The following is a 20,671-nucleotide window of genomic DNA, read 5'->3' as shown; positions in this document are numbered from 1 at the left end:
TTGCAAGTGCCTTGCCGGCTGGCCCCAGGCCAGTAGGATCGCTGTTTTCCCCGGAAACGCGAGGTCGGGATGCTGAACACCCTGGAAGCCTGCCTGAAGGCGGTCGATGAGATTCTCCTGGGCAAGGACCGCCAGGTGCGCCTGGCCCTGGCCTGCCTGCTGGCCCGTGGGCACCTGTTGATCGAAGACCTGCCGGGGATGGGCAAGACCACCCTCAGCCATGCCCTGGCGCGGGTGCTCGGGCTCAGTTTCCAGCGCATCCAGTTCACCTCGGACCTGCTGCCGGGCGATATCCTCGGTACCTCGGTGTTCGACAAGGACAGCGGGCAATTCGTCTTCCATCCCGGGCCGATCTTCGCCGAGCTGGTGCTCGCCGACGAGATCAACCGCGCCACGCCGAAAAGCCAGAGCGCCTTGCTCGAGGCGATGGAAGAAGGCCAGGTGACCATCGAGGGCGCCACCCGGCCCTTGCCGGAACCGTTCTTCGTCATCGCCACGCAGAACCCGGCCAGCCAGGGCGGCACCTTCTCCCTGCCGGAATCGCAGCTGGATCGCTTCCTGATGCGCCTGTCGCTGGGCTACCCTGGACGCGCGGCGGAACGCTCGCTGTTGCTCGGCGAAGCCCGGCGCGATCTGCTGCCGCGCCTGGAGCCCTTGCTCGACCACGCGGCGCTGGCCGCTTTCCAGGCCGAAGTGCCGAAGGTCCGCGCCAGCGATGCGCTGGTGGACTACGTGCTGCGCCTGGTCGAAGCGACCCGCACGCAGCCGGCCTTCGCCCTCGGCCTGTCGCCGCGCGGTAGCCTGGCGTTGCTCGCCGCGGCGCGTGCCTGGGCGCTGCTGGCGGGACGCGACTATGTGATTCCGGAAGACGTCCAGGCGGTGTTGCCGGCGGTCGCCGGGCATCGCCTGCGCGACCAGGCGGACCCCACCGGGCACGGTGGCGGCGCGCTGGTGCAATGGCTGCTGCGCGAAGTCCCGGCGCTCTGATGCGCCTGCGCAACTGGCCGCGCTGGCAGCGCTGGCTGAACCGGCGGATACCGCCGGCGAGCAGCGTCGAGCTGAACCAGCGCCGCGTATTCATCCTGCCGACCCGCCAGGGCGGCGCTTTCGGCCTGGCGCTGCTGGTGATGCTGCTGGCGGCGATCAACTACCAGAACAGCCTGGCCTACGGGTTGACCTTCCTGCTGCTGTCCCTGGGCGTGGTGACCATCCTCCATACCTATCGCAACCTTGCCGGCCTGCGCCTCACCGCGTTGGGAGCGGACCCGGTGTTCGCCGGCGAGCGCGCCGGTTTCCGGGTGCGCCTGGAAAGCCCGCGGCGGGCGCGCCAGGCCATCGCCGTCGGCTGGCCGGAGCGGCCGCTGGAATACGCCGACCTGGCAGGCGACGCGGCTGCCGAGGTGCTGCTGTTCCACCCGACCGAGCGACGCGGCTGGCTGCGGCCGGGGCGCCTGCGGGTGGAGAGTCGCTTTCCTCTCGGCCTGCTGGTGGCCTGGAGCTGGGTCGACCTGCGCCAGCAGGCGCTGGTCTACCCTCGGCCGCTGGCCGGCGAGTCGTTCCTCGCGCCGGGCGCGGAGGATGCCGAGAACCAGGGGCGCGCGCTGGCGAGCGCGGGCGTCGACGACTACCAGGGGCTGCGCGCCTACCAGCCGGGCGACTCGCGGCGGCGCCTGCACTGGAAGGCATTTTCCCGTGGCCAGGGGCTGCTGGTGAAGGACTTCGCCGCGCTCGGCGGGGAAGACCTGTGGCTGGAATTCGAGCGCCTCGGCGGGGACCTCGAAAGTCGCCTGGGCCGCTTGTGCCATGCAGTCCTGGAACTCTCCGAGCGGCAGCAGCCCTATGGCCTGGCGCTGCCCGGCACGCGCCTGCAACCGGCCAGCGGCGAGGCCCAGCGCGAGGCCTGTCTGCGCGCGCTGGCGCTGTTCGGAGCGGCACGATGAACGCGATTCCGCGGGTCGCGCTGGTCTGGCTGCTGGTGGCGCAGGTACTGGTGATCCTGCCGCACCTGGCCTACATGCCGCTGTGGATCGCGGCCATGTGGCTCGGTTGCGCGGCCTGGCGGGTGCAGGTCTTCCGCATGCGTGCCGGCTATCCGCGCGCCTGGGTCAAGCTGGCCCTGGCGTTGCTCGCCGGGGCCGGGGTCTGGTTGTCGCGCGGCAGCCTGGTGGGCCTGGACGCGGGGGCGGTGCTGCTGATCGCCGCGTTCATCCTCAAGCTGGTGGAAATGAAGACCCGCCGCGATGCGCTGGTACTGGTGTTCCTCGGTTTCTTCGCAGTGGTGGTGGGCTACCTGTTCGACGACGGTTTCCTCGCCGCGCTGTACAGCCTGCTGCCGGTGACCGCGTTGCTGGCGGCGCTGATCGGCTTGCAGCAGAGCGCTTTCGCCAGCCGGCCCTGGCCGACCCTGCGGCTGGCCGGCGGGCTGTTGCTGCAGGCGCTGCCGCTGATGCTCCTGCTGTTCCTGTTCTTCCCCCGCCTGGGGCCGCTGTGGTCGTTGCCGATGCCCGGCAACAAGGGGGTCACCGGACTCTCGGAGAGCATGGCTCCAGGGGATATCGCCGAGCTTGGGCGCTCCGCCGAACTGGCGTTCCGGGTCCGCTTCGAGGGCGCACCGCCGCCGCGCGAGCAGCTCTACTGGCGCGCCTTGACCATGGAGCGTTTCGACGGACGACGTTGGGCTCAGGCGCCGCAATGGTCGGGCGAGGATGCTCTGCACTGGCAGAAGCGTGGCCCTGAGCTGCGCTACGACGTGATCATGCAGCCCAGTTCGCAGCCCTGGCTGTTCGCCCTCGACGTGGCGCAGACCGACCAGACCGACACGCGCCTGATGAGCGATTTCCACCTGCAGCGGCGGCAGCCGGTCGAGCAACGTCTGTTCTACCGAGTCAGTTCCTGGCCACAGGCGCTGCGCGAGTCCAGCATCGATCCGCGCACGCGCTGGCGCAACCTGCAGTTGCCGATGCACGGCAATCCGCGCGCGCGAGCGCTGGCCGACGAGTTGCGCCAGGCCCATGCGCAACCGCAGGCGCTGGTCGCGGCCCTGTTGCAGCGCTTCAACCACGAGCCCTTCGCCTACACCCTGAAACCGCCAGCGACCGGCGCCGACGGGGTGGACGATTTCCTGTTCGACACGCGCAGCGGCTTCTGCGCGCATTACGCCGGGGCGATGGCTTTCGTCCTGCGCGCCGCGGGCATTCCTGCGCGAGTGGTGGCCGGTTACCAGGGCGGCGAGCTGAATCCGGCGGGCAACTACCTGCTGGTGCATCAGTTCGACGCCCACGCCTGGGTCGAGTATTGGCAGCCGGAGCAGGGCTGGCTGAGCGTCGACCCGACCTACCAGGTGGCGCCCGAACGGATCGAACAGGGGCTGGAGCAGGCCCTGGCCGGGGACAGCGAGTACCTCGCCGACGCACCGCTGTCGCCGTTGCGCTACCGTGGCCTGCCCTGGCTCAACGACATGCGTCTGGCCTGGGACAGCCTGAACTACGGCTGGCAACGCTGGGTCCTGGCCTACCAGGGTGAGCAGCAGGGCGCCTTCCTGCAGCGCTGGTTCGGCGGGCTCGATCCGACCCGACTGGGCCTGTTGCTCGGTGCCGCGGCGATATTGTCGGTCGGTCTGCTCGCGCTGTTCCTGCTCAAGCCCTGGCAAGGCCGTGGCGATCTGCGCAGCCGCCAACTGCGCCGCTTCGAACGCCTGCTGGAGATGCATGGCCTGCGCCGTTCCCCCGGCGAAGGGCTACGCTCCTACGGCGAGCGCGCCGCCCGCGTCCTGCCGGCGCAGGCGCCAGCCATCGCGGCCTTCGTCGGCGCGCTCGAAGCGCAACGCTATGGACACGGCGGTGCCGATGATCCAGGGTTGCGTCTGCGCGCATTGCGCCGGGCGCTGCCCTGGCGCCTGGTGCGCGCGCCCACGCGGGATGGCCGGGGAGAGGAGAAGGCATGACGGGGTTCATCGATGAACTGCTGGCCGAGGTGATCGGCCAGCAGGTGGCGTTGATGTCGGCGGTCGCCCGCCTGGAGGCGCGCACGGATGGCGAGGCACTGCACGACCTGCGCATCGCCCTGCGCCGTCTGCGCAGCCTGCTGCGGCCGATCCGCGGAGTCCCCGGCGTCGAGGAGCTGGAGCATGCCGCCGCCGAGGTCGGGCGGCTCAGCGGGCCGATCCGCGACCTGGAGGTGCTGCTGCCGGCGCTCGCCGCCGAAGGGCTGCGGGATGCACTGGCGGTGCGCCGGCCGGTGCTGGAGTCCGGCTACGTGGCGGTTCTCGCCAGCCAGCCGCTGCACCGCCTGCAGCTTTGCCTGGACGTCTGGCCGGCCCTGTTGCGTACGGCCCAGCGGCATGCCGTGCTGGATGGCTTGCACGGCCGGGTGCGCAAGCGCCTGCGCCGGCAATGGAAGACCCTGCGCGCCGAGCTGGCGGACACCACCTACGAGCACTGGCACCCGCTACGGCTGCGGATCAAGCGCGTGCGCTACGGGCTGGAGGCCTATCCGCACGATTGCAGCATTCCCGGCTCGCTGCTGGCGCCGCTCAAGGCGGCCCAGTCGGCGCTGGGCGATTGGCACGACCTCGAACAGTGGCTGTTGCGATGCCAGCGCGAGCCGGACCTGGCGCCCGTGCGCGAGGTCTGGACGGCCCGCTTCGAACTGGCCCGGGAGCGTGCCGGACGGGCCCTGTCGACATTGCAGCAGGCGCTTGCCGGGCACTGACGCCGCCGGTATTCCGATCGGCTTTTTCCCAAGGATCGCCTCGCCTAAGATGGGCCCTCGAATCCCCTCGCGAGGCACACATGAATTTTTCCGAATTGATCCAGGCGGTCCGCCGCGACCCTTCCTCGGTGGTAGTACCGGCCAGTTGGGGCCAGGGCCGCGCCACCTTCGGTGGCCTGGTGGTGGCGTTGGCCTACGAGGCCATGCTTGCGGTAGTCGAGGCGGGGCGTCCGTTGCGCTCCATCGGCGTCAGCTTCGTCGGACCGCTGGCCCCCGAGCAGCCGGCGAGCTTCAGCGCCCGGTTGTTGCGCGAGGGCAAGGCGGTGAGCCAGGTACAGGTCGAGGTCCGTCAGGGCGAGCAGGTGGTGACGCTGGTCCAGGCCAGTTTCGGCGTCGCCCGCGCGTCGGCGGTGGCGGTGGAAGCGTTGCCGGCGGCCGGGATGAAGGGCCCCGAAGAGAGCCAGGAGCTGCCCTATATCCGTAACGTGACCCCGGAGTTCACTCGCTACATCGCCATGCGCTGGGCAGTGGGCGGCCTGCCGTTCTCTTCGAACAAGTCGCGCCAGATGGGCGGCTGGATGCGTTTCCGCGACGAACCTGAGGGAGAGCCCATGGAGGTTTCCCACCTGCTGGCGCTGCTCGACTCCTGGCCGCCGGCGCTGTTGCCGCACCTGGGCACCCCGGCGATGGCCAGCTCGCTGACCTGGACCGCCGAGTTCCTCCAGCCGCTGCCGCAGCAAGGCAGCGGCGACTGGTGCCGTTACCTGGCGGAGATCGAGGAGGCGCGCGACGGCTACGGCCACGTGGCGGCGCGGATGTGGAGCGCCGACGGCCAGTTGCTGGCGATCAGCCGGCAGATGGTCACGGTGTTCGGCTGAGGCGCATGTCAGGCGGGCGCGTACTCGGTGCGGTTGCGCCCGCCGCTCTTGGCCTGGTAGAGCGCGCTGTCGGCGCGCACCAGCAGGCTTTCCAGGTCGTCCCCGGCGTCCCTGCGCAGGGCGACGCCGATGCTCACGGTCATTCGCAACGGTTCGCCGTCGGGATTGCTCACCCGTAGCGCCTCGACGCCGGCGCGCAGCCGTTCGGCGACGTCCAGCGCCTGGTCCAGGCTGACCTCCGGAAGCAGCGCGGCGAATTCCTCGCCGCCCAGGCGACCGAGCAGGTCCACCTCGCGCAGGCCCTGGCGCAGGGTCTCGGCGACACGTTGCAGGGCGCGGTCGCCGGTCAGGTGGCCGTGGCTGTCGTTGATGTTCTTGAAATGGTCGATGTCCAGCATCAGCGCCACGCAGGGGTGGCGGAAGCGTTCGGCGGCCTTGAGCATGAGTTCCGCCTGGTGCAGGAACGAGTGGCGGTTGTGCAGGCCGGTGAGGGTATCGGTGCTGGCCAGCAGGCGCAGTTCCTGTTCCATGGCCTTGCGCCGGCTGATGTCGTAGCACCAGATCAGGGTCGCCGGCTCGCCGTCGATTTCCAGGTGGCGCGCGCAGATCACCGCCCAGCAAGGCGTTTCCCCGCATAGCTGGGCTTCCCAGCCATCCACCTGGCCGCGCGCCTCCAGGGCGTTCTGCAGGCGGCTGTATTCGCTGGCGCTGGCGAACAGCCGGGGCAGGTTGAAGTCGTCCTGGGCCTGGCAACCCAGGCGCTTGAGCAGGCGCGGGCTGACGTAATGGATGCTGGCGCCGCAGGCGCTGAGCAGGACCACGTCGCTCGGGCTGGCCTCGAGGATGAAATGCAGCAGCGCCTTGCCTTCGCTGAGCTGGCGGGTGCGCTCGCCGACGCGTTTCTCAAGGGTGGCGTTAAGCTCGATCAGATGCCCGGCCAGTTGCTGCGCGCGCTTGAAGTCAGCGACCAGGCGCAGCACCAGCAGGGCACCGCCGGCACCGATCCCGAGCAGCGCCCAGAACAACGCGTAGAACGCCCGGTGCAGGCGCTTGCGGTCGACGTCCAACTGGTTGGTCAGGGCGATGTTGCTGGCGACGACGATCTGGTGGGTCGGTTCGAGCAAGGGCGGGACCTGCTGGACGATCTCCGCGGCCAGGCGGCGCGCGGCGACGGGATCGCCCCAGGGGGCCTGGTCCGACCAGCGATCGCTGAGCTCGATCAGGCGTTGCAGGGTGGCCTGTACCTCCGGACGCGGTTCGGCGAGATGCCTGAACAACGACTGGCGGCGCAGCGGCGCGATCAGGCTGGCGAGGACTTCGAGACGGATCGCCAGGTCGTCGGCTTGGCCTTCGCCGCTCTCGATGTGCCGCGCGGCGTCCAGCGTGCGATCCAGTTCGGCGCGCAGCGAGTAGGTCTGCCACAGCTCGTTGTGCAGGTTCGGCTGGGCCAGTTGCTGGGCCTGGCGCACCGCCAGCCACAGCGCAGCCCCGGCGATCAGCGCCATGAGCAGCACCAGGCCGAGCAACAGCCCCATGATCTGGCGTTGCCGGCGCAGCTTTGTCGGATCGAGCAGCGGCACAGTCATGTCCGTTACTTACTCAAGAGTGATGGAGCTGACCTGCCAGACGGTACGGTTGTAGTAGACCTGGTTTCTCAACTCAGGATAGCGGGCCATCGGGTAGATGATGAAAAGCGGTCCGCGTTCGCGGATCGCCATGTAGGCGCCGTTGCGGCGATAGGCGAGGATGGGCTGGTAGCTGTCGAGGTCGCTGTACGGGATGATCGCCGAGTAGTCGTTCAGCGCCAGCACGCGCAGGCGCTTGGGCGGCGCCAGGTCCAGGTGGCGCAGCAACAGGCTGAGGCGCACGCCTTGCCAGCGGGCGTTGGCCTCGCCGGGGAGCTGGGCTTCCAGGGTCTCGCTGGGCAGGGCTTCGAGGTCGGACAGGGTCAGCCGTACGGGAGCGCCGCCGGACCGCTGCAGGGTGACGATCGGACGTCCGCCCAGCGGCACGGGTTCCGCGGCCTGGGCAAGAGGCAGCCCCAGGCAACAGGAAAAGACGATTAATTGACGCATTGACGGCATGTTGTCGGTCCACGACAGGATTCCGTCGATTATATCGGCAGCGTCGCGCTAAAACTGAAGGGCTGTGCAAAATCCCGGACGAACTGTCACTTATGCCGTTCGCGCCAAGCCCGCCACCAGGCGCCGCTGAGGACGAAGCGGGGGAAGGTGACGAACTGCTCGACGAGCAGGCGACTGACAGCGTCGCGCCGATCGCTGAATGGCTCGGGTGCCTGTTTCTCCAGCGCGTGTCCCTTGGCCTGGATCGCCAGGCCGGCGCCGATGCCGATGACACCGAGCACCACCTGCAGCAGGTCCAGGCCGAACAGGCCGCCGAGCAGCAGGATCGCAGCGACGACGAACAGCGGCACGGCGATCAGGTGCAGGACCAGGTTGGTCGGGTTGCGGTGGTTGGCGGCATAGCCGCGCCATTGCCAGGCGAGCAGGTTGGGATGACGTTTGCCCATGTTCTCGGTACTCCGTGACGGCGACCCGCGGGGCGGGTCGTTGCATGTCGTCGAGTCTAGGCGGGGTGCGGCAGCGCGGCGAATGATTCCTGCCTATCCGGGCGATAGGCAGGTGCGCCTGCGGATCAGAGGCGTAGCTGGCCGATGGCGCGGGTCAGATCGCCCGCCAGGTCGACCAGTTGCTGGCTGGTGGCCGCCGACTCGACGGTCTGCTGCACGGTGAGTTCGGTGACGTCGCGGATGCCCACCACCGAACGGGTCATCTCTTCCGCGACCTGGCTCTGCTGTTCCGCGGCGACGGCGATCTGCGTGTTGCTTTCACGCATCTGCGCCACCGCGTTGGCGATCGCCGCCAGCGCCTCGCCGGCGTCGCCGGCCTGGCTGACGCAACCGTCGGCCTTGAGCGAGCTTTCCTGCATGAACTCCACGGCGTCGCGGGTACCCGACTGCAGGGCGAGGATCATCTGGGTGATCTCGTCGGTGGAGTCCTGCACGCGACGGGCGAGGTTGCGCACCTCATCGGCCACCACGGCGAAGCCGCGGCCCATTTCCCCGGCCCGTGCGGCCTCGATGGCGGCGTTGAGGGCAAGCAGGTTGGTCTGTTCGGCGATGCCGTGGATCACGTTGACCACGCCGCTGATCTTCTGGCTGTCCTCGGCCAGCTTCTGGATCATCTCGGCGGTGTCCTGGACGCCCTGGGACAACCCGGCGATCGACGCGCTGACCCGGCTCACCGCCTGCTGGCCGGCGCCGGCCAGGCGGTCGGCTTCCTGCGACTGGTCACGGGTATCGGCGGCGTGCTGGGCGATATGGAAGACCGTGGTGGACATCTCGTTGATCGCGGTGGCGGTCTGGTCGGTCTCGCTCTGCTGGCCGAGCATGCCCTGGCGTACCTGGCCCATGCTGCGGGCCAGCGCCTGGGCGCCTTCGTCGAGCTTGGTAGCGGCCGCGGCGACGGTGCCGACGATGCGCTGGTAGCCGGCCTGCATGGCGTTGAAGGCGCTGGCCATCTGGCCGACTTCGTCGCGTCCCTGCAGCGGTACGCGAGCGGACAGGTCGCCGCTCTTCTCGACGTGCAGCATCACGTCCTTGAGGGTATGCAGGTGGGTGAGGATGAAGCGGATCAGCAGTTGCGAGGCCGCCAGCAGCGCCAGCATCAGCACCAGCACGGCGACGGCGTAGGCGCCGGCACGGTCGGCGAAGACCTGCCACAGGTCGCTGGCCGGGGCAAGCACGGCGAAGCGCTGGCCGGAGCCGGTCTGGCCGACCCAGGCGCCGAGCAGCGGGGTATCGCCCTGGCGCGCGCCGGACAACTCGATCCAACCCTGCCCGTTGCCCAGCGCCTGGGCAGCGGTGCCGCCCAGGTTCGCGGCCTGTTCCAGCGGCAGCAGGTTGCTGCGGGCGGGCAGGGCGCTGCCGGCCGGCCAGCTCTGAACCAGCTCGCCCTCGGCGGCGGCGGCGCGCTGGGCGGAAGCGTTGCGCCCGGCGGCTTCCTGCTGCATGGCGAACAACACCAGCAGCAGGGTGGTGAAGAAGGCCACCGCGTTGACGGCCCAGAACTTGTATTTCAGTGGAATGTCGCTGATCCAGGTGCCCATAGGGGGATTTCTTCTTATCGGCAAGCTAATGGCAAGGCGCCATTATCTTGAAAGCTGAGTAAGGGGCAATCGTTGATGCGGGTCAACGAGACCGTTCGTCAGCTTAGCGGCCGATCCGCCGGGAGCTTGAGGGCGATCTCAGTCGATCGTCGGCAGGCCGAAGAACGCCCGCGCCGCGGCGCTGGTGTGAGCGGCCAGGCGCTCCGCGCTCTCGCCGCGATGGCGGGCCACGCAGTCGAGCACCTCGACCAGGTAGGCCGGCTCGTTGCGCCCGTTCTTCGGCTTCGGCCGCAGGCTGCGCGGCAGCAGGTAGGGCGCGTCGCTTTCCAGCATGAGACGGCCGACCGGGATCTCGCCTACCAGATCATGCAGGTGGGTGCCGCGGCGCTCGTCGTTGATCCAGCCGGTGATGCCGATGTGCAGGTCGAGGTCGAGGTAGCCATACAGCGCCCGGCGCTCGCCGGTGAAACAGTGTACGACGGCGGCCGGCAGGCGATCGCGGAAGTCGCGCAGGATCGCCAGCAGGCGCTCGCTGGCGTCGCGTTCGTGGAGGAACACCGGACGCTGTAGCTCGACGGCCAGTGCCAGTTGTTCCTCCAGGGCCTTTTCCTGGGCCGGACGGGGAGAGAAGTCGCGATTGAAGTCGAGACCGCATTCGCCCACCGCGCGTACCCGCTGGTCGTCGAACAGGGCGCGCAGGCCGCGAGCGGTGTCGGCGTTCCAGTGGCTGGCCTCGTGGGGGTGGACGCCGGCGGTGGTAAACAGCCGGCCGCCCTCGTCGAGTTCGCCGCAGAGCTGCAGCGCCTGTTCGCTGTCGGCCAGGCTGGTGCCGGTGATCACCATCTGCACCACCCCGGCGGCGCGCGCGCGGGCGAGCAGTGCTTCACGTTCCGGGGCGAAGCTGGCGTGGGTCAGATTGACGCCGATATCGATGAGTTGCATGGTGCCTTCCTGGAATTCGCAGCGAGGCGGCGCCCCCTCGATCGCGCCGGACCCGCCGGGGGATGGGTGGCAAACCGCTTGTAGAACAATCCGTTATAATCGCAGATCGGGTTCTTCGGCGCCCGGATTATCTACCCAATGCCTCCGTTTGCAGCCGCTGTCGGAGAGGAACTTGCCAAGACTGCCATGCTCTGATTGATCCGGTCCCCCGGAGAGGGACATCGAGCCTGGCCTCTGGAGACCTGGATGACGCGTCTGTTGCTGCTTTCGCTTTGCCTGCTGGTGCTCGCACCCTTGCCGGCGGCTGCGCGCATCACCGGCCAGCCGGACAACTGGCACAAGGAACAGCCGGAGACCCGCGACCTGGCGAGCATCCGCCGCGCTGGCGTGCTCAAGGTGCTGGTCAACCAGAGCCGCAACAGCTCGGGCGAGGTGAAGGGCGAGCCGATCGGCGTCGAGTACCGTCGCCTGCGCGCCTTCGAGCAATACCTCAACAGCCGCTCGCCGTCCGCGCGGAACCTCACCCTCAAGCTCATACCCAAGCCCAAGGACCAGTTGCTTGCCGCCCTGCAGCGTGGCGAAGGCGACCTGGTCGCCCCCGGCGAACTGCTGCCGGCGCACGACGGCCTGCAGGTCAGCCCGAGCGCACCGGTGCGCGCCGATGTGCCGCTGGTGCTGGTGGCGCGCAAGGGCAACCGGCGCTACACGCGCCTGGAGCAGTTGTCCGGGCGGACCATCCCGCTGCCGGCCGGCAGCGCCGCCGAGGGCGCCATCGAACTGGTCAACCAGCGCCTGGCGCAACGCCGCATGGCACCGATCCGGATCGAAAAGCTGGACGCTTCCCTGGCCGTCGAGGATGTGATGGAAATGGTCCAGGCAGGCATCCTCGGCTTCACCGTGGTCGAGCAGCCCATCGCCGAACGCTGGGCCAAGGTGCTGCCGAAACTGCGCGTCGACCGCCACCTGGTGCTGGACAATCGCGCCGACATGGCCTGGTACGTGCGCCGCGATGCCAGCACCCTGCGCGCGACCATCGACCGCTTCCTCGCCGACTACCGCGCGCCGGCCGACCAGGACGTGGCTTTCCAGCGCGTCTACCGGCGCGCCTACAAGGTCCGCAACCCCCTCGGCGCGGCGGACCGCAAGCGCCTGGAAGCGGTCCGTCCACTGCTGCAGCGCTACGCGCGGCAGAGCAGCATGGACTGGCTGGCGCTGGCGGCGGTGGCCTACAAGGAGTCGCACCTGAACCCGAAGGCGCGCGGTTCCGGCGGCGCCAGCGGGCTGATGCAGATCACCCCGGCGGCGGCGCGCAGCGTCGGGGTCGGCAATGTGCACGACAAGGACAGCAACGTGCTGGCCGCCAGTCGCTACCTGACCAAGATCCGCAAGCAGTTCTTCTCCAGCAAGCACCTCGACGAACGCGAGCGCCTGGCGTTCACCCTGGCGGCCTACAACATGGGCCCGGAGCGGGTGCAGAACCTGCGCACCCAGGCGCGTCGCCGGGGGCTCGATCCGAATCGCTGGTTCTTCCAGGTCGAGCGGGTGGCTGCGGAAGAGATAGGCATGGGTGTGGTGAGTTATGTCAGCAGCGTCAACAAGTACTACCTTGCATATGAACGCGAACGGGTTCGCCTGGAGCCCGGGGTGCGTGCGAAGACGGCGACGGCTCAAAAATAATCTATAAATTCGATATTGATAACGCGTTTTTTGCGGTTTTAATATCGAATTATCTTGCCTATAGTGTGCCCATCTTATCCCACACCTGAGGACGCACCATGAATCCACTGATCAAGACCATCCTGTCGACCAACGCCGGTGCCGGCCTGGCCATCCTGCGTATCGTCACCGGTCTTACCCTGATGTCCCACGGTTCGCAAAAGCTCTTCGGCATGTTCGGCGGCGCCGGCCTGAACGGCATGGCGCAGTGGTTCGAATCCATCGGCCTGACCCCTGGCTACCTGCTGGCGACCCTGGCCGGCAGCGCCGAGTTCTTCGGCGGCCTGGCGCTGGTGATCGGCCTGCTGGTGCGTCCGGCGTCGGTGGTGGTGGGCTTCACCATGATCGTGGCGATCTTCAGCGTGCACATCGGCAATGGCTTCTTCATCACCGACAACGGCTATGAATATGCCCTGACCCTGCTGATGATCAGCGTGGCGCTGCTGATCGATGGCGCCGGCAAGTTCTCGCTGGACGGCAAGCTGTCCCGCTGAACCGGGCTGGCGACGAAAAAGGGCGGACACCTTCGGGTGGCCGCCCTTTTTCGTTGCGGCGCGCAGCACAAGGTTTCCGCCTCGCCGGCCACGCCAGGGCTGCACCCCTGAGGGTAGCGTTATCCGCCGAAGCGCCCTTCGCCGCGTTCTTGGCGTTTCCGTGTCGGTCAGCGCTGCTCGGCCTGGCGCATCTGTTCCAGCGCGCCCAGGCGCAAGCGTTCCTGTTCGCTGAAGCGCTCCTCGGCCAGGCGTTCGACCGCCGCGCGGCGGTCGGCTTCGCTCAGCCCGGTATTGCCTTCGATCCGGCTCTTCTCGGCGAAATAGTCGTCCAGCCGGCCCTTCCAGGCCGAGCGTTGCCGATCGAGTTGCTCCAGGCGGGTGGTGGCTTCGGCGCCCACCAGTTGCTGACGCATCTGGCGGATGGCTTCCGGGCCGGCGCCAGCGGCCTGGAGGGCGGCGGTCTGCTGCTGCAGTTCGCTTTGCAGTTGCGGCAGCACGCTTTCCTGCTGGTCTTCCGGCAGGCTGGCGCGCAGGCGGTCGATGGCGGCGGCCTTTTCCTCGGCGCTGAGCTTGCCGTCCTGGCGGATCGCCAGGCGCTCCAGGGTGAACTGGTTGTAGGTTTCCTCGTCGGCGAAGAACGCCACGTGCGCTTCGTTGCTGAAGATCCGCGCGCGCAGGGCTTTCACCGCGGCTTCCCGCTGGCGCAGGGCGTCGAGGTCGGCCAGGCGCGGCAGGTCGCGTTCGAGCAGCACCAGTTCCTTCTTGTAGTCGATGTATTGCTGCATCAGCGCCAACGCCTGGCCGCGCGCCGGCTCCTGGAGTTCGGCGGCGATGTAGGCGCGCAGGCGGTCCAGGCTTTGCTGCAGGGGCTCTTCGCCGACGGCGCTGAGGAAGTAGTCGAACAGGTTGCGGATGTCGCGGGTGATCAGCAGGTTGCCGCTGGCGTCGACACTGAAACTGCCATCGACGCTGGTGCCCCTGAAGGAGGTTGGCAGCGGCGCGACCTTGGCCGGCATGACCTGGGGGGCCGGCACCGCTTCTCCCGCGGAGGCTGCTGGCGGGGCGCGGTCTGCGCCCGCCTGCGCGCTGGCCGGGGGCGCCGTCTCGGGTGCGGGGGAAGGTTCCAGCCAGACGAACCAGGCCAGGCTGGCGGCGAACGCCAGTGGAATCAGCAGGAGGATTTTCTTCACGCGAGGGGGCTTCCGGGAAAGGGCCGGGGCCGAGGCCCCGGCCGGGGTCCTACAGGCTGGCGTTCTTCAGGCGGTTGGCGTGCTGGCGGTAGACGCTGACCGGGCTGGTCTCGAACAGGCTGGTGAGGCCGAAGACCTGGTTCACCTCGTCCAGGTGGTTCATCCGGTAGTTGTCGCGGATCACCATGCCCAGGTGCGAACTGCAGGTGCCGACCAGGCCGTCGTTGGCGGTGCCGTTCTTGAAGGTCAGCGACGAGGCGCCGAGGAAGGCGTCGCTCGGATCGAGGAAGTTGGTCAGCGGCGAGGAACCGCTCCAGGAGTAATAGCTCACGCCGTTGACCTTGTAGGCGCCTTCGCCGCAGGCCGAGGTGGGGATGCCCTGCGGGTACTTGGCGTTGAAGCGCGCGGCACCCTCGCTGTTCAGCGACTCCAGCGAGCCCAGTGAATTCTGCGTACCGGTGCTGCCGCTGGAAAGGAAGCTGATCAGCGCGCCGAGGCTGTTGACCAGCCCGGAGAGGACTGCCTCGCCGGCCGAACCCGGTGGGATCTGGCGCAGGAAGTCGGCGGTGTCCGAACCCTTGTGCGGGGCGCCGACGCTGGTGGCGGAAGCGATCAGGTCGGGACGTACGGCGGCGACGTAGCGGATGGTCGGCCCGCCGTGGCTGTGGCCGATCAGGTTGACCTTGGGCTGGCCGCTGAGGGCGACGATTTCCTCCACCTGTTGCAGCAACTGCTCGCCGCGGACTTCCGAGGTGTCCAACTGGCTGACTTCGGTGACGTAGACCTGGGCACCGTCACGGCGCAAGGCGCTGGGAATGCCGAACCAGTAGTCGACCCCGAGGATGTTGTCGAAGCCGAGCATGCCGTGGGCCAGCACGATGGGGTATTTGGTCTGGGTGTAGGTGCTGGCCTGGATCAGAGGGCTGGCAGCGAGAGAGGCGAGGCCGATGGCCAGGCCGAGGGGGAGCAGAGACTTCTTCTTCATGTTGTTCTCATCTCAGGTTGATGGGGCCGAGGGGCGCGTCCTGCCAGCCATCGCCCGAATCCTTCCGGGAGAACCGCTTCGCTGTCCCTTGCGCAGGAACCGTGCCAGCTTCGGCTTTTTTCCTCCAGGCCAGGAAATCCGCGGCTTCCTGGCGGCCGGTCATAACCTGCGTGGCAGAGCGGAAGAGGCGGGTTGTTACGGCGCGAAACGCTCGTTTGAATCTTCCCCGCACAACGCCCAGCGACCGAGTGTGCGGTAGCGCACGCCCGCGGCGTCGTTTTGCGAGCAAAACAGGCTGAAATGGTCGACCTGCCATACGAAGGTTGGGGGTGGCGGGATGTCCTCCAGCGGCGCGGCATCGCGAGCCAGGGTCAGATGGGCGCTGAATGGGCGGGTTTCCACAGGCAGCTCCAGTTCGGCAAGGCCGGAGCGCAGGGCGCGGCGCAGGCGCAGGAGGGCGCCGGGCGGTTGGCTGGGGGCCAGCAGCAGGATGCCGTTCCTCCAGCGCAGCAGACGGTCGAGACACAGGTCGAAGGACGCGGCCTCGATGGCCGCGGCCATGTCCAGCAGGGCCTCGAGCCGAGCGGACGGGACCTGCCCGAGGAAGGCCAGGGTCAGGTGCAGGTTCGCCGTCGCCACCTGGCGTCCGGGCAGTGGCCGGTCATCGCGCCACCGGCCGATCCGCTCGGCGAGGGGAGGTGGACAGGGCAGGGCGAAGAACAGGCGAAGAGAGCGATCGGGCATGGGCGCCTCCGCGTGTTTCTTGACAGTCTCCATGCGGCTTTTCTAGGATGCGCGTGCGCCGATTTAAACAGCAACTTGCGGGGCGCCCGGCAGCAGCCGAAATACCGCTAAAGCGCTGGCTCGGTGTTGCCTCTCACCGCTGTCCAGCGGGACCGAAGAGGCGGAGACATGACGTCATGACCTGTCCCAGCACGCAATTGCGCCTGGCACCCATCACCACCGGCCTGGTCCGGCGGAACCCGAGGATTCTCCTCAGCGGGCCGCACCAGCCGACCCTCGTCCGTTACCTCGAAGGCTGGCCGAAGCGCTGGAACGGTTCGCGTACCTTCCTTATCCAGTTCGCCCAGGACGGCAAGGACCTGGCGCGCTTCCCCAGCGACGCGTTCGACTTCGCCGTGGTCCAGGCCCCCGGGGCGGAAGACCTGGACCTGGTGGTCCGGCAACTGATCCGGGTCGCCCGCCAGGGCCTGATCACCCGCCGTATCCTGCGCTGAGCGCGTGGCCCCTCAGGGCGCCGGCGGATACTCGATCTCGACGACGAACCAGAGCTTTTCCCCGGCCGGGGTGCGCACCAGCACCTCGGCGTCCAGCTCCTTGCCGACCAGTGCGCGGGCGAGCGGCGAGTCGATGCTGATCTGGTTGTTGCGCAGGTCCAGTTCGTCGGGGCCGACGATGCGATAGCGGGCCTGCTCGCCGTCTTCGTCTTCCAGGGTCACCCAGGCGCCGAAGTACACCCGGTTCGGATCCGCCGGCCGCTCGCCGACCACTTTCAGGTTCTCCAGGCGCTTGCGCAGGAAGCGCACGCGGCTGTCGATCTCGCGCAGCATCTTCTTGCCGTAGATGTATTCGGCGTTTTCCGAGCGATCGCCGAGGGCGGCGGCTTCGCTGACCGCCTGGGTCACCTGGGGACGGCGCACGTGCCAGAGTTCATGCAGCTCTGCGCGTAACCGCGCGGCGCCCTCCGGAGTGATCAGCGGGGTGCCGGCGGTGCGCGGTGGACGATAGCGACTCATGGTTCGGGTGGTTCCACAAATGAACGGATGAAAGCCTGCCAGTGTATCCGATCAGCCCTCGCGCAGGACCCGCAGCGGGCTGCTGTTGAGGGCGCGACGGGTACCCAGCAGGCCGGCGCCGCCTACCAGCACGGCGCCTACCAGAGGCAGCGCGAGCAACCAGGGGTGCGCTTGCCACGGCAGGTCGAAGACCAGTCGGTAGAGCAGCAGGCTGACCGCCTCGCAGCCGAGCGCCGCGAGCAGGCCGCTGACTGCGCCGAGCAGGGCGAACTCGACCCGCCGGGTACGTTGCAGCAACTCGCGCTCGGCACCCAGCGCGCGCAGCAGGGCACCCTGGCGCACGCGCTCGTCGAGGGTCGCCTGGAGACCGGCGAAGAGCACCACGAAGCCCGCCGCGAGAACGAACACCAGCACGTACTCCACGGCCAGGGTGACCTGGTCGAGGATGCTCCGCAGCTGGCTCAGCAGGGCGTCTACCGGCAGCAGGGTGACGGTGGGGAAGGCGCGGGCCAGTTCGATCAGGTCGCGTTCCTGGCTGGCCGGCAGGTAGAAGCTGGTCAGGTAGGTCACCGGCAGGTCGGTCAGGGTGCCGGGCTGGAAGACCATGAAGAAGTTCGGCTGGAAATTGTCCCACTTCACCTTGCGCAGGCTCTGGACCTGGACCTCGCGATTCTGCCCGGCGACGCTGAAGGTGAGCCGGTCGCCGACCTGGATACGCAGGTTGGCGGCCAGCTTCTCTTCCACCGACACGCCCGGCAGGGCCCCCGGCTGCGGCGCGCTCCACCAGCGTCCGGCGGTGAGCTGGTTGCCGGAGGGCAGTCGCTCCGACCAGGTCAGGCCGAGGTCGCGCTGCAGGGCACGCTCGCTGCGCACGTCTTCGTCGAGCGCCTGGACCGGCTTGCCGTTCACCGCTACCAGGCGCCCGGGAACCATGGGGAACAGCGGCTCGGCGCCGGGGGAGAGCTTTTGCACGCGACGTTCGAAGGCGTCCTTTTCCGTCGGCAGGATGTTCAGGGCGAAATGGTTGGGGGCGTCCGGCGGCAACTGGGCCTGCCAGGTATCCAGCAGTTCGCCGCGAAGCAGGGCGATCAGGGCCATGGCCAGCAGGATCAGGCCGAAGGCCAGGCTCTGTCCGGCGGCGGCCAGCGGGTGCCGCAACAACTGGCCGAGTCCCAGCCGCCATGGCAGGCTGGCACGCGCCAGTGCCCGGCGCAGGCCGTTCAGGCCGAGCAGCAGGAGGGCGCCGAGCACCAGCGTGGCGACCAGGCCGCCGCCGAGCAGGGCGAGGGTCAGCTTCAGGTCGAGACTCAACCGCCACATGATCAGGCCCAGGGCGAGCAGGGCGCAGGCGTAGGCCATCCAGGTGCGCATCGGCACCGGCAGCAGGTCGCTGCGCAGGACCCGCAACGGCGGTACCCGGCCCAGGGCTGCCAGCGGCGGCAGGGCGAAGCCGGCCAGCGCTACCAGGCCGGTGGCGATCCCGGCGAAGGCGGGGAACAGGCCGCCGGCTGGTACATCCGGCGGCAGCAGCGTGGCGAGCAGGCGGAACAGGCCGAGCTGCGCCAACCAGCCGAGCAGGGCGCCGATGGCGCTGGCGAGCAGGCCCAGCAGCAACAGTTGCAGCGCGTAGAGGAGCAGGGTTTCGCTGCGCGACAGACCGAGGCAGCGCAGCAGTGCGCTGGCGTCGTAGCGCCGTGCAGCGAAACGGGCGGCGGACAGCGCCACGGCGACGCCGGCGAGCAGCACCGCGGCCAGGCTGGCCAGGTTCAGGTAGCGCTCGGCGCGGCCGAGGGCATCGCCCACCTGGCGGTTGCCGTCGCGGGCATCCTGCAGGCGCTGGTTGGCGGCGAGGCTGCCCTTGACCTGCTGGCGATAGGCCTGGAGGGCTTCCGGCGGGCCTTCCCACAGATCGCGGTAGCGCACCCGGCTGCCCGGCTGGACCACCCCGGTGGCATCGAGGTCGGCCAGGCTCATCATGGCGCGGGGCGTCAGACTGTAGAAGTCGCCGGCGCGGTCCGGCTCGTAGGTAAGGATGCGCGCGATGCGCAGCGGCTTGCGGCCGATCTCGATGCTGTCGCCGACCTTCAGGTCGAGGCTGACCAGCAGGCGCGATTCGACCCATACCTCGCCCGCCTGCGGACGACCGCCGGCCTGCTCGGCGGCGAACGGCGCGGCAGCGCTCTTGAGCTGGCCGCGCAAGGGGTAGCGGTCGCCGACCGCCTTGATGCTGCTGAGCTGGATGCCCTGGTCGGTGGCGATCACGCTGGAAAACTCGACGCTGTCGGCGTGGCGCAGGCCCAGACGGGTGCCGCGTTCGATCTGTTCGGCGCTTGCCGGCTGGGTACCGTTGAGCACCAGGTCGGCGCCGAGGAACTCGGCGGCGCGGGCGAGCATGGCGCCGTTCAGGCGGGCGCTGAAATAGCCGATGGCGGTGCTCGAGGCGACCGCGATCAGCAGGGCGAAGAACAGCACGCGCAGCTCGCCGCTGCGCGACTCGCGGAACAATTGGCGACCGGCGAGGCTCAGCAGGCGGGAGAGGGGCACCGGCTTCATCAGGGTTCGACCCGGTCGATCAGGCGTCCGCTTTCCAGACGGATCAGGCGCCGGCAGCGATGCGCCAGACGCTCGTCGTGGGTAACCAGGACCAGGGTGGTACCGCGTTCGCGGTTGAGTTCGAAGAGCAGGTCGCTGATCCGCTCGCCGGTGGCGCTGTCGAGGTTGCCGGTGGGTTCGTCGGCGAACAGCACGTCCGGCTCCGCCGCGAAGGCACGGGCAATGGCGACCCGCTGCTGCTCGCCGCCGGAGAGCTGGCGCGGATAGTGGCCCAGGCGTTGGCCGAGGCCGACTCGCTCGAGCAGTTCTCTGGCGCGCTGGCGAGCGTCGGCGCGGCCTTCCAGCTCCAGGGGCAGCATCACGTTCTCCAGCGCATCGAGGCTGTCGAGCAACTGGAACGACTGGAACACGAAGCCTACATGGGCCGCGCGGACGCGCGCCCGCTGGTCCTCGTCGAGGTCGCCGAGGGCGTGCCCGGCGAGACGGACCTCGCCGCCGCTGGGCTGGTCGAGCCCGGCGAGCAGGCCGAGCAGGGTCGACTTGCCGGAGCCGGAACTGCCGACGATCGCCAGGCTGTCGCCGCGGGCGAGGTCGAGGGAGAGGTCGTGGAGGATGGTCAACTTGCCTTCCGCGCTACCGACAACCTTGCTAAGGTTCTGCGCGTTGAGAATGCTGGCGCTCATGGAGGTTCCGATGCGTGCATTGCTGTTGAGCGGCTGCCTGGCCCTGGTCCTGCTGACCCAGCAGGCCGCGGCGCAGACGCTGTTGGTCGTGGGCGATAGTATCAGCGCCGCTTTGGGACTGGATACCAGCCAGGGCTGGGTCGCCCTGTTGCAGAAGCGCCTCGCCGACGAAGGTTACGACTACCGGGTGGTGAACGCCTCGATCAGCGGCGACACCTCCGCGGGCGGCCTGGCGCGCCTGCCGGCGCTGCTTGCCGAGGAGAAGCCGGAGCTGGTGGTGATCGAGCTGGGAGGCAACGACGGGCTGCGCGGAATGGCGCCGGCGCAATTGCAACAGAATCTTGCCAGCATGGCGCAAAAGGCCCGGGCGGAAGGGGCGAAGGTGCTGCTGCTGGGTATCCAGTTGCCGCCGAACTACGGCCCGCGCTACATCGAGGCCTTTTCCAAGGTCTACGGCGCGGTCGCGGCGCAGGAAAAGACCGCCCTGGTGCCGTTTTTCCTCGAAGGGGTCGGCGGGGTCCAGGGGATGATGCAGGCGGATGGCATCCATCCGGCGCTCGCCGCCCAGCCGAGGCTCCTGGAAAATGTCTGGCCGACGCTGAAACCGCTGCTTTGAGACTTCCCCGGGAAACCGC

20 protein-coding genes are annotated in these 20,671 nt (G+C 68.7%); 9 read left to right on the top strand and 11 right to left on the bottom strand.

All coding sequences use genetic code 11. From position 1 onward, the window contains the following. The first annotated feature begins 69 nt into the window (after window positions 1-69). The 5 genes from VQ065_RS20385 (at window position 70) to VQ065_RS20365 (ending at window position 5,588) form a co-directional block, all read left to right on the top strand. Window positions 70-987, top strand: a complete 918-nt coding sequence (locus VQ065_RS20385) for an AAA family ATPase (RefSeq protein WP_003090974.1) — start codon at window positions 70-72, stop codon at window positions 985-987. Further along, entirely contained in the window at window positions 987-1,940 is a 954-nt protein-coding gene (locus VQ065_RS20380; protein WP_003090973.1) for a DUF58 domain-containing protein, read from the top strand. The genes VQ065_RS20385 and VQ065_RS20380 overlap by 1 nt, the downstream gene beginning before the upstream one ends. Next, entirely contained in the window at window positions 1,937-3,943 is a 2,007-nt protein-coding gene (tgpA, locus tag VQ065_RS20375) for a protein-glutamine gamma-glutamyltransferase TgpA (RefSeq protein ID WP_003090972.1), read from the top strand. Before VQ065_RS20380 ends, tgpA begins: the two co-directional genes overlap by 4 nt. Then, window positions 3,940-4,710, top strand: coding sequence for a CHAD domain-containing protein (locus tag VQ065_RS20370; RefSeq protein ID WP_003114744.1), 771 nt, complete (start codon window positions 3,940-3,942; stop codon window positions 4,708-4,710). Before tgpA ends, VQ065_RS20370 begins: the two co-directional genes overlap by 4 nt. A gap of 80 nt (window positions 4,711-4,790) precedes the next feature. Continuing rightward, window positions 4,791-5,588 (top strand): acyl-CoA thioesterase, encoded by a 798-nt coding sequence (locus VQ065_RS20365; RefSeq protein ID WP_003090970.1) that lies wholly within the window; start codon window positions 4,791-4,793, stop codon window positions 5,586-5,588. Window positions 5,589-5,596: 8 nt separating this feature from the next. On the opposite strand, the gene VQ065_RS20360 is transcribed toward VQ065_RS20365, so the two are convergent. The 5 genes from VQ065_RS20360 to VQ065_RS20340 form a co-directional block, all read right to left on the bottom strand. Further along, the gene (locus tag VQ065_RS20360; protein WP_023098510.1) at window positions 5,597-7,174 is read right to left on the bottom strand and encodes a GGDEF domain-containing protein; all 1,578 of its coding nucleotides are present in this window, start codon (window positions 7,172-7,174) and stop codon (window positions 5,597-5,599) included. 9 nt (window positions 7,175-7,183) lie between these two features. After that, window positions 7,184-7,672, bottom strand: a complete 489-nt coding sequence (locus VQ065_RS20355; protein ID WP_003130791.1) for a molybdopterin-dependent oxidoreductase — start codon at window positions 7,670-7,672, stop codon at window positions 7,184-7,186. Between the two features lie 86 nt (window positions 7,673-7,758). Next, window positions 7,759-8,118, bottom strand: coding sequence for an Mpo1-like protein (locus VQ065_RS20350; RefSeq protein ID WP_003090963.1), 360 nt, complete (start codon window positions 8,116-8,118; stop codon window positions 7,759-7,761). Between the two features lie 125 nt (window positions 8,119-8,243). Beyond that, window positions 8,244-9,716: a methyl-accepting chemotaxis protein gene (locus VQ065_RS20345; RefSeq protein WP_003090962.1), complete on the bottom strand. Its 1,473-nt coding sequence runs from the start codon at window positions 9,714-9,716 to the stop codon at window positions 8,244-8,246. A 138-nt stretch (window positions 9,717-9,854) separates the two neighbouring features. Further along, entirely contained in the window at window positions 9,855-10,658 is an 804-nt protein-coding gene (locus VQ065_RS20340; RefSeq protein ID WP_003090961.1) for a TatD family hydrolase, read from the bottom strand. Between the two features lie 246 nt (window positions 10,659-10,904). On the opposite strand from VQ065_RS20340, the gene VQ065_RS20335 reads away from it, so the two are divergent. After that, window positions 10,905-12,335, top strand: a complete 1,431-nt coding sequence (locus tag VQ065_RS20335; protein WP_003090959.1) for a transglycosylase SLT domain-containing protein — start codon at window positions 10,905-10,907, stop codon at window positions 12,333-12,335. A gap of 98 nt (window positions 12,336-12,433) precedes the next feature. Then, window positions 12,434-12,868 carry a DoxX family protein gene (locus VQ065_RS20330; RefSeq protein ID WP_003090958.1) on the top strand — a complete coding sequence of 145 codons (435 nt, stop codon included), beginning with the start codon at window positions 12,434-12,436 and terminating at the stop codon, window positions 12,866-12,868. A gap of 167 nt (window positions 12,869-13,035) precedes the next feature. Here the strand turns inward: VQ065_RS20330 and VQ065_RS20325 are convergent, their stop codons facing one another. The 3 genes from VQ065_RS20325 to thpR form a co-directional block, all read right to left on the bottom strand. Beyond that, complete coding sequence (locus tag VQ065_RS20325; protein WP_003090957.1) at window positions 13,036-14,058, bottom strand: lipase secretion chaperone; 1,023 nt, start codon at window positions 14,056-14,058, stop codon at window positions 13,036-13,038. Between the two features lie 49 nt (window positions 14,059-14,107). Next, window positions 14,108-15,043: a triacylglycerol lipase gene (gene lipA, locus VQ065_RS20320; protein ID WP_003090955.1), complete on the bottom strand. Its 936-nt coding sequence runs from the start codon at window positions 15,041-15,043 to the stop codon at window positions 14,108-14,110. 195 nt (window positions 15,044-15,238) lie between these two features. After that, on the bottom strand, window positions 15,239-15,787 hold the full coding sequence (thpR, locus tag VQ065_RS20315) for an RNA 2',3'-cyclic phosphodiesterase (RefSeq protein ID WP_003090953.1): 549 nt from the start codon (window positions 15,785-15,787) through the stop codon (window positions 15,239-15,241). 176 nt (window positions 15,788-15,963) lie between these two features. Between thpR and VQ065_RS20310 the strand changes: the two genes are divergently transcribed. Next, the gene (locus VQ065_RS20310; protein ID WP_003090952.1) at window positions 15,964-16,281 is read left to right on the top strand and encodes a hypothetical protein; all 318 of its coding nucleotides are present in this window, start codon (window positions 15,964-15,966) and stop codon (window positions 16,279-16,281) included. 12 nt (window positions 16,282-16,293) lie between these two features. Here the strand turns inward: VQ065_RS20310 and greB are convergent, their stop codons facing one another. The 3 genes from greB to VQ065_RS20295 are packed head-to-tail and all read right to left on the bottom strand — an operon-like array spanning window position 16,294 to window position 20,036. Continuing rightward, a complete protein-coding gene (greB, locus tag VQ065_RS20305; RefSeq protein WP_003090951.1) occupies window positions 16,294-16,800 on the bottom strand; it encodes a transcription elongation factor GreB in 507 nt (168 codons plus the stop codon). A 51-nt stretch (window positions 16,801-16,851) separates the two neighbouring features. Continuing rightward, complete coding sequence (locus VQ065_RS20300) at window positions 16,852-19,344, bottom strand: ABC transporter permease (protein ID WP_003122524.1); 2,493 nt, start codon at window positions 19,342-19,344, stop codon at window positions 16,852-16,854. A gap of 8 nt (window positions 19,345-19,352) precedes the next feature. Next, window positions 19,353-20,036 (bottom strand): ABC transporter ATP-binding protein, encoded by a 684-nt coding sequence (locus VQ065_RS20295; protein WP_003090949.1) that lies wholly within the window; start codon window positions 20,034-20,036, stop codon window positions 19,353-19,355. Window positions 20,037-20,046: 10 nt separating this feature from the next. Between VQ065_RS20295 and tesA the strand changes: the two genes are divergently transcribed. After that, a complete protein-coding gene (gene tesA / locus VQ065_RS20290) occupies window positions 20,047-20,652 on the top strand; it encodes an esterase TesA (protein ID WP_003090948.1) in 606 nt (201 codons plus the stop codon). Window positions 20,653-20,671: the final 19 nt, after the last annotated feature.

The sequence above is a fragment of the Pseudomonas sp. KBN10P06128 genome (genome assembly GCF_037574945.1).
Taxonomy (GTDB): domain Bacteria; phylum Pseudomonadota; class Gammaproteobacteria; order Pseudomonadales; family Pseudomonadaceae; genus Pseudomonas; species Pseudomonas aeruginosa.
Note: the sequence above shows the minus strand (reverse complement) of the source record. Positions and strands in the feature narration are given on the sequence as shown.

What these genes read in the sequence shown, in the direction of transcription:
- VQ065_RS20385 (WP_003090974.1), top strand. Translation starts at nt 70, where the DNA reads ATGCTGAACACCCTGGAAGCCTGCCTGAAGGCGGTCGATGAGATTCTC.
- VQ065_RS20380 (WP_003090973.1), top strand. Translation starts at nt 987, where the DNA reads ATGCGCCTGCGCAACTGGCCGCGCTGGCAGCGCTGGCTGAACCGGCGG.
- tgpA (WP_003090972.1), top strand. Translation starts at nt 1,937, where the DNA reads ATGAACGCGATTCCGCGGGTCGCGCTGGTCTGGCTGCTGGTGGCGCAG.
- VQ065_RS20370 (WP_003114744.1), top strand. Translation starts at nt 3,940, where the DNA reads ATGACGGGGTTCATCGATGAACTGCTGGCCGAGGTGATCGGCCAGCAG.
- VQ065_RS20365 (WP_003090970.1), top strand. Translation starts at nt 4,791, where the DNA reads ATGAATTTTTCCGAATTGATCCAGGCGGTCCGCCGCGACCCTTCCTCG.
- VQ065_RS20360 (WP_023098510.1), bottom strand. Translation starts at nt 7,174, where the DNA reads ATGACTGTGCCGCTGCTCGATCCGACAAAGCTGCGCCGGCAACGCCAG.
- VQ065_RS20355 (WP_003130791.1), bottom strand. Translation starts at nt 7,672, where the DNA reads ATGCCGTCAATGCGTCAATTAATCGTCTTTTCCTGTTGCCTGGGGCTG.
- VQ065_RS20350 (WP_003090963.1), bottom strand. Translation starts at nt 8,118, where the DNA reads ATGGGCAAACGTCATCCCAACCTGCTCGCCTGGCAATGGCGCGGCTAT.
- VQ065_RS20345 (WP_003090962.1), bottom strand. Translation starts at nt 9,716, where the DNA reads ATGGGCACCTGGATCAGCGACATTCCACTGAAATACAAGTTCTGGGCC.
- VQ065_RS20340 (WP_003090961.1), bottom strand. Translation starts at nt 10,658, where the DNA reads ATGCAACTCATCGATATCGGCGTCAATCTGACCCACGCCAGCTTCGCC.
- VQ065_RS20335 (WP_003090959.1), top strand. Translation starts at nt 10,905, where the DNA reads ATGACGCGTCTGTTGCTGCTTTCGCTTTGCCTGCTGGTGCTCGCACCC.
- VQ065_RS20330 (WP_003090958.1), top strand. Translation starts at nt 12,434, where the DNA reads ATGAATCCACTGATCAAGACCATCCTGTCGACCAACGCCGGTGCCGGC.
- lipA (WP_003090955.1), bottom strand. Translation starts at nt 15,043, where the DNA reads ATGAAGAAGAAGTCTCTGCTCCCCCTCGGCCTGGCCATCGGCCTCGCC.
- thpR (WP_003090953.1), bottom strand. Translation starts at nt 15,787, where the DNA reads ATGCCCGATCGCTCTCTTCGCCTGTTCTTCGCCCTGCCCTGTCCACCT.
- VQ065_RS20310 (WP_003090952.1), top strand. Translation starts at nt 15,964, where the DNA reads ATGACCTGTCCCAGCACGCAATTGCGCCTGGCACCCATCACCACCGGC.
- greB (WP_003090951.1), bottom strand. Translation starts at nt 16,800, where the DNA reads ATGAGTCGCTATCGTCCACCGCGCACCGCCGGCACCCCGCTGATCACT.
- VQ065_RS20295 (WP_003090949.1), bottom strand. Translation starts at nt 20,036, where the DNA reads ATGAGCGCCAGCATTCTCAACGCGCAGAACCTTAGCAAGGTTGTCGGT.
- tesA (WP_003090948.1), top strand. Translation starts at nt 20,047, where the DNA reads ATGCGTGCATTGCTGTTGAGCGGCTGCCTGGCCCTGGTCCTGCTGACC.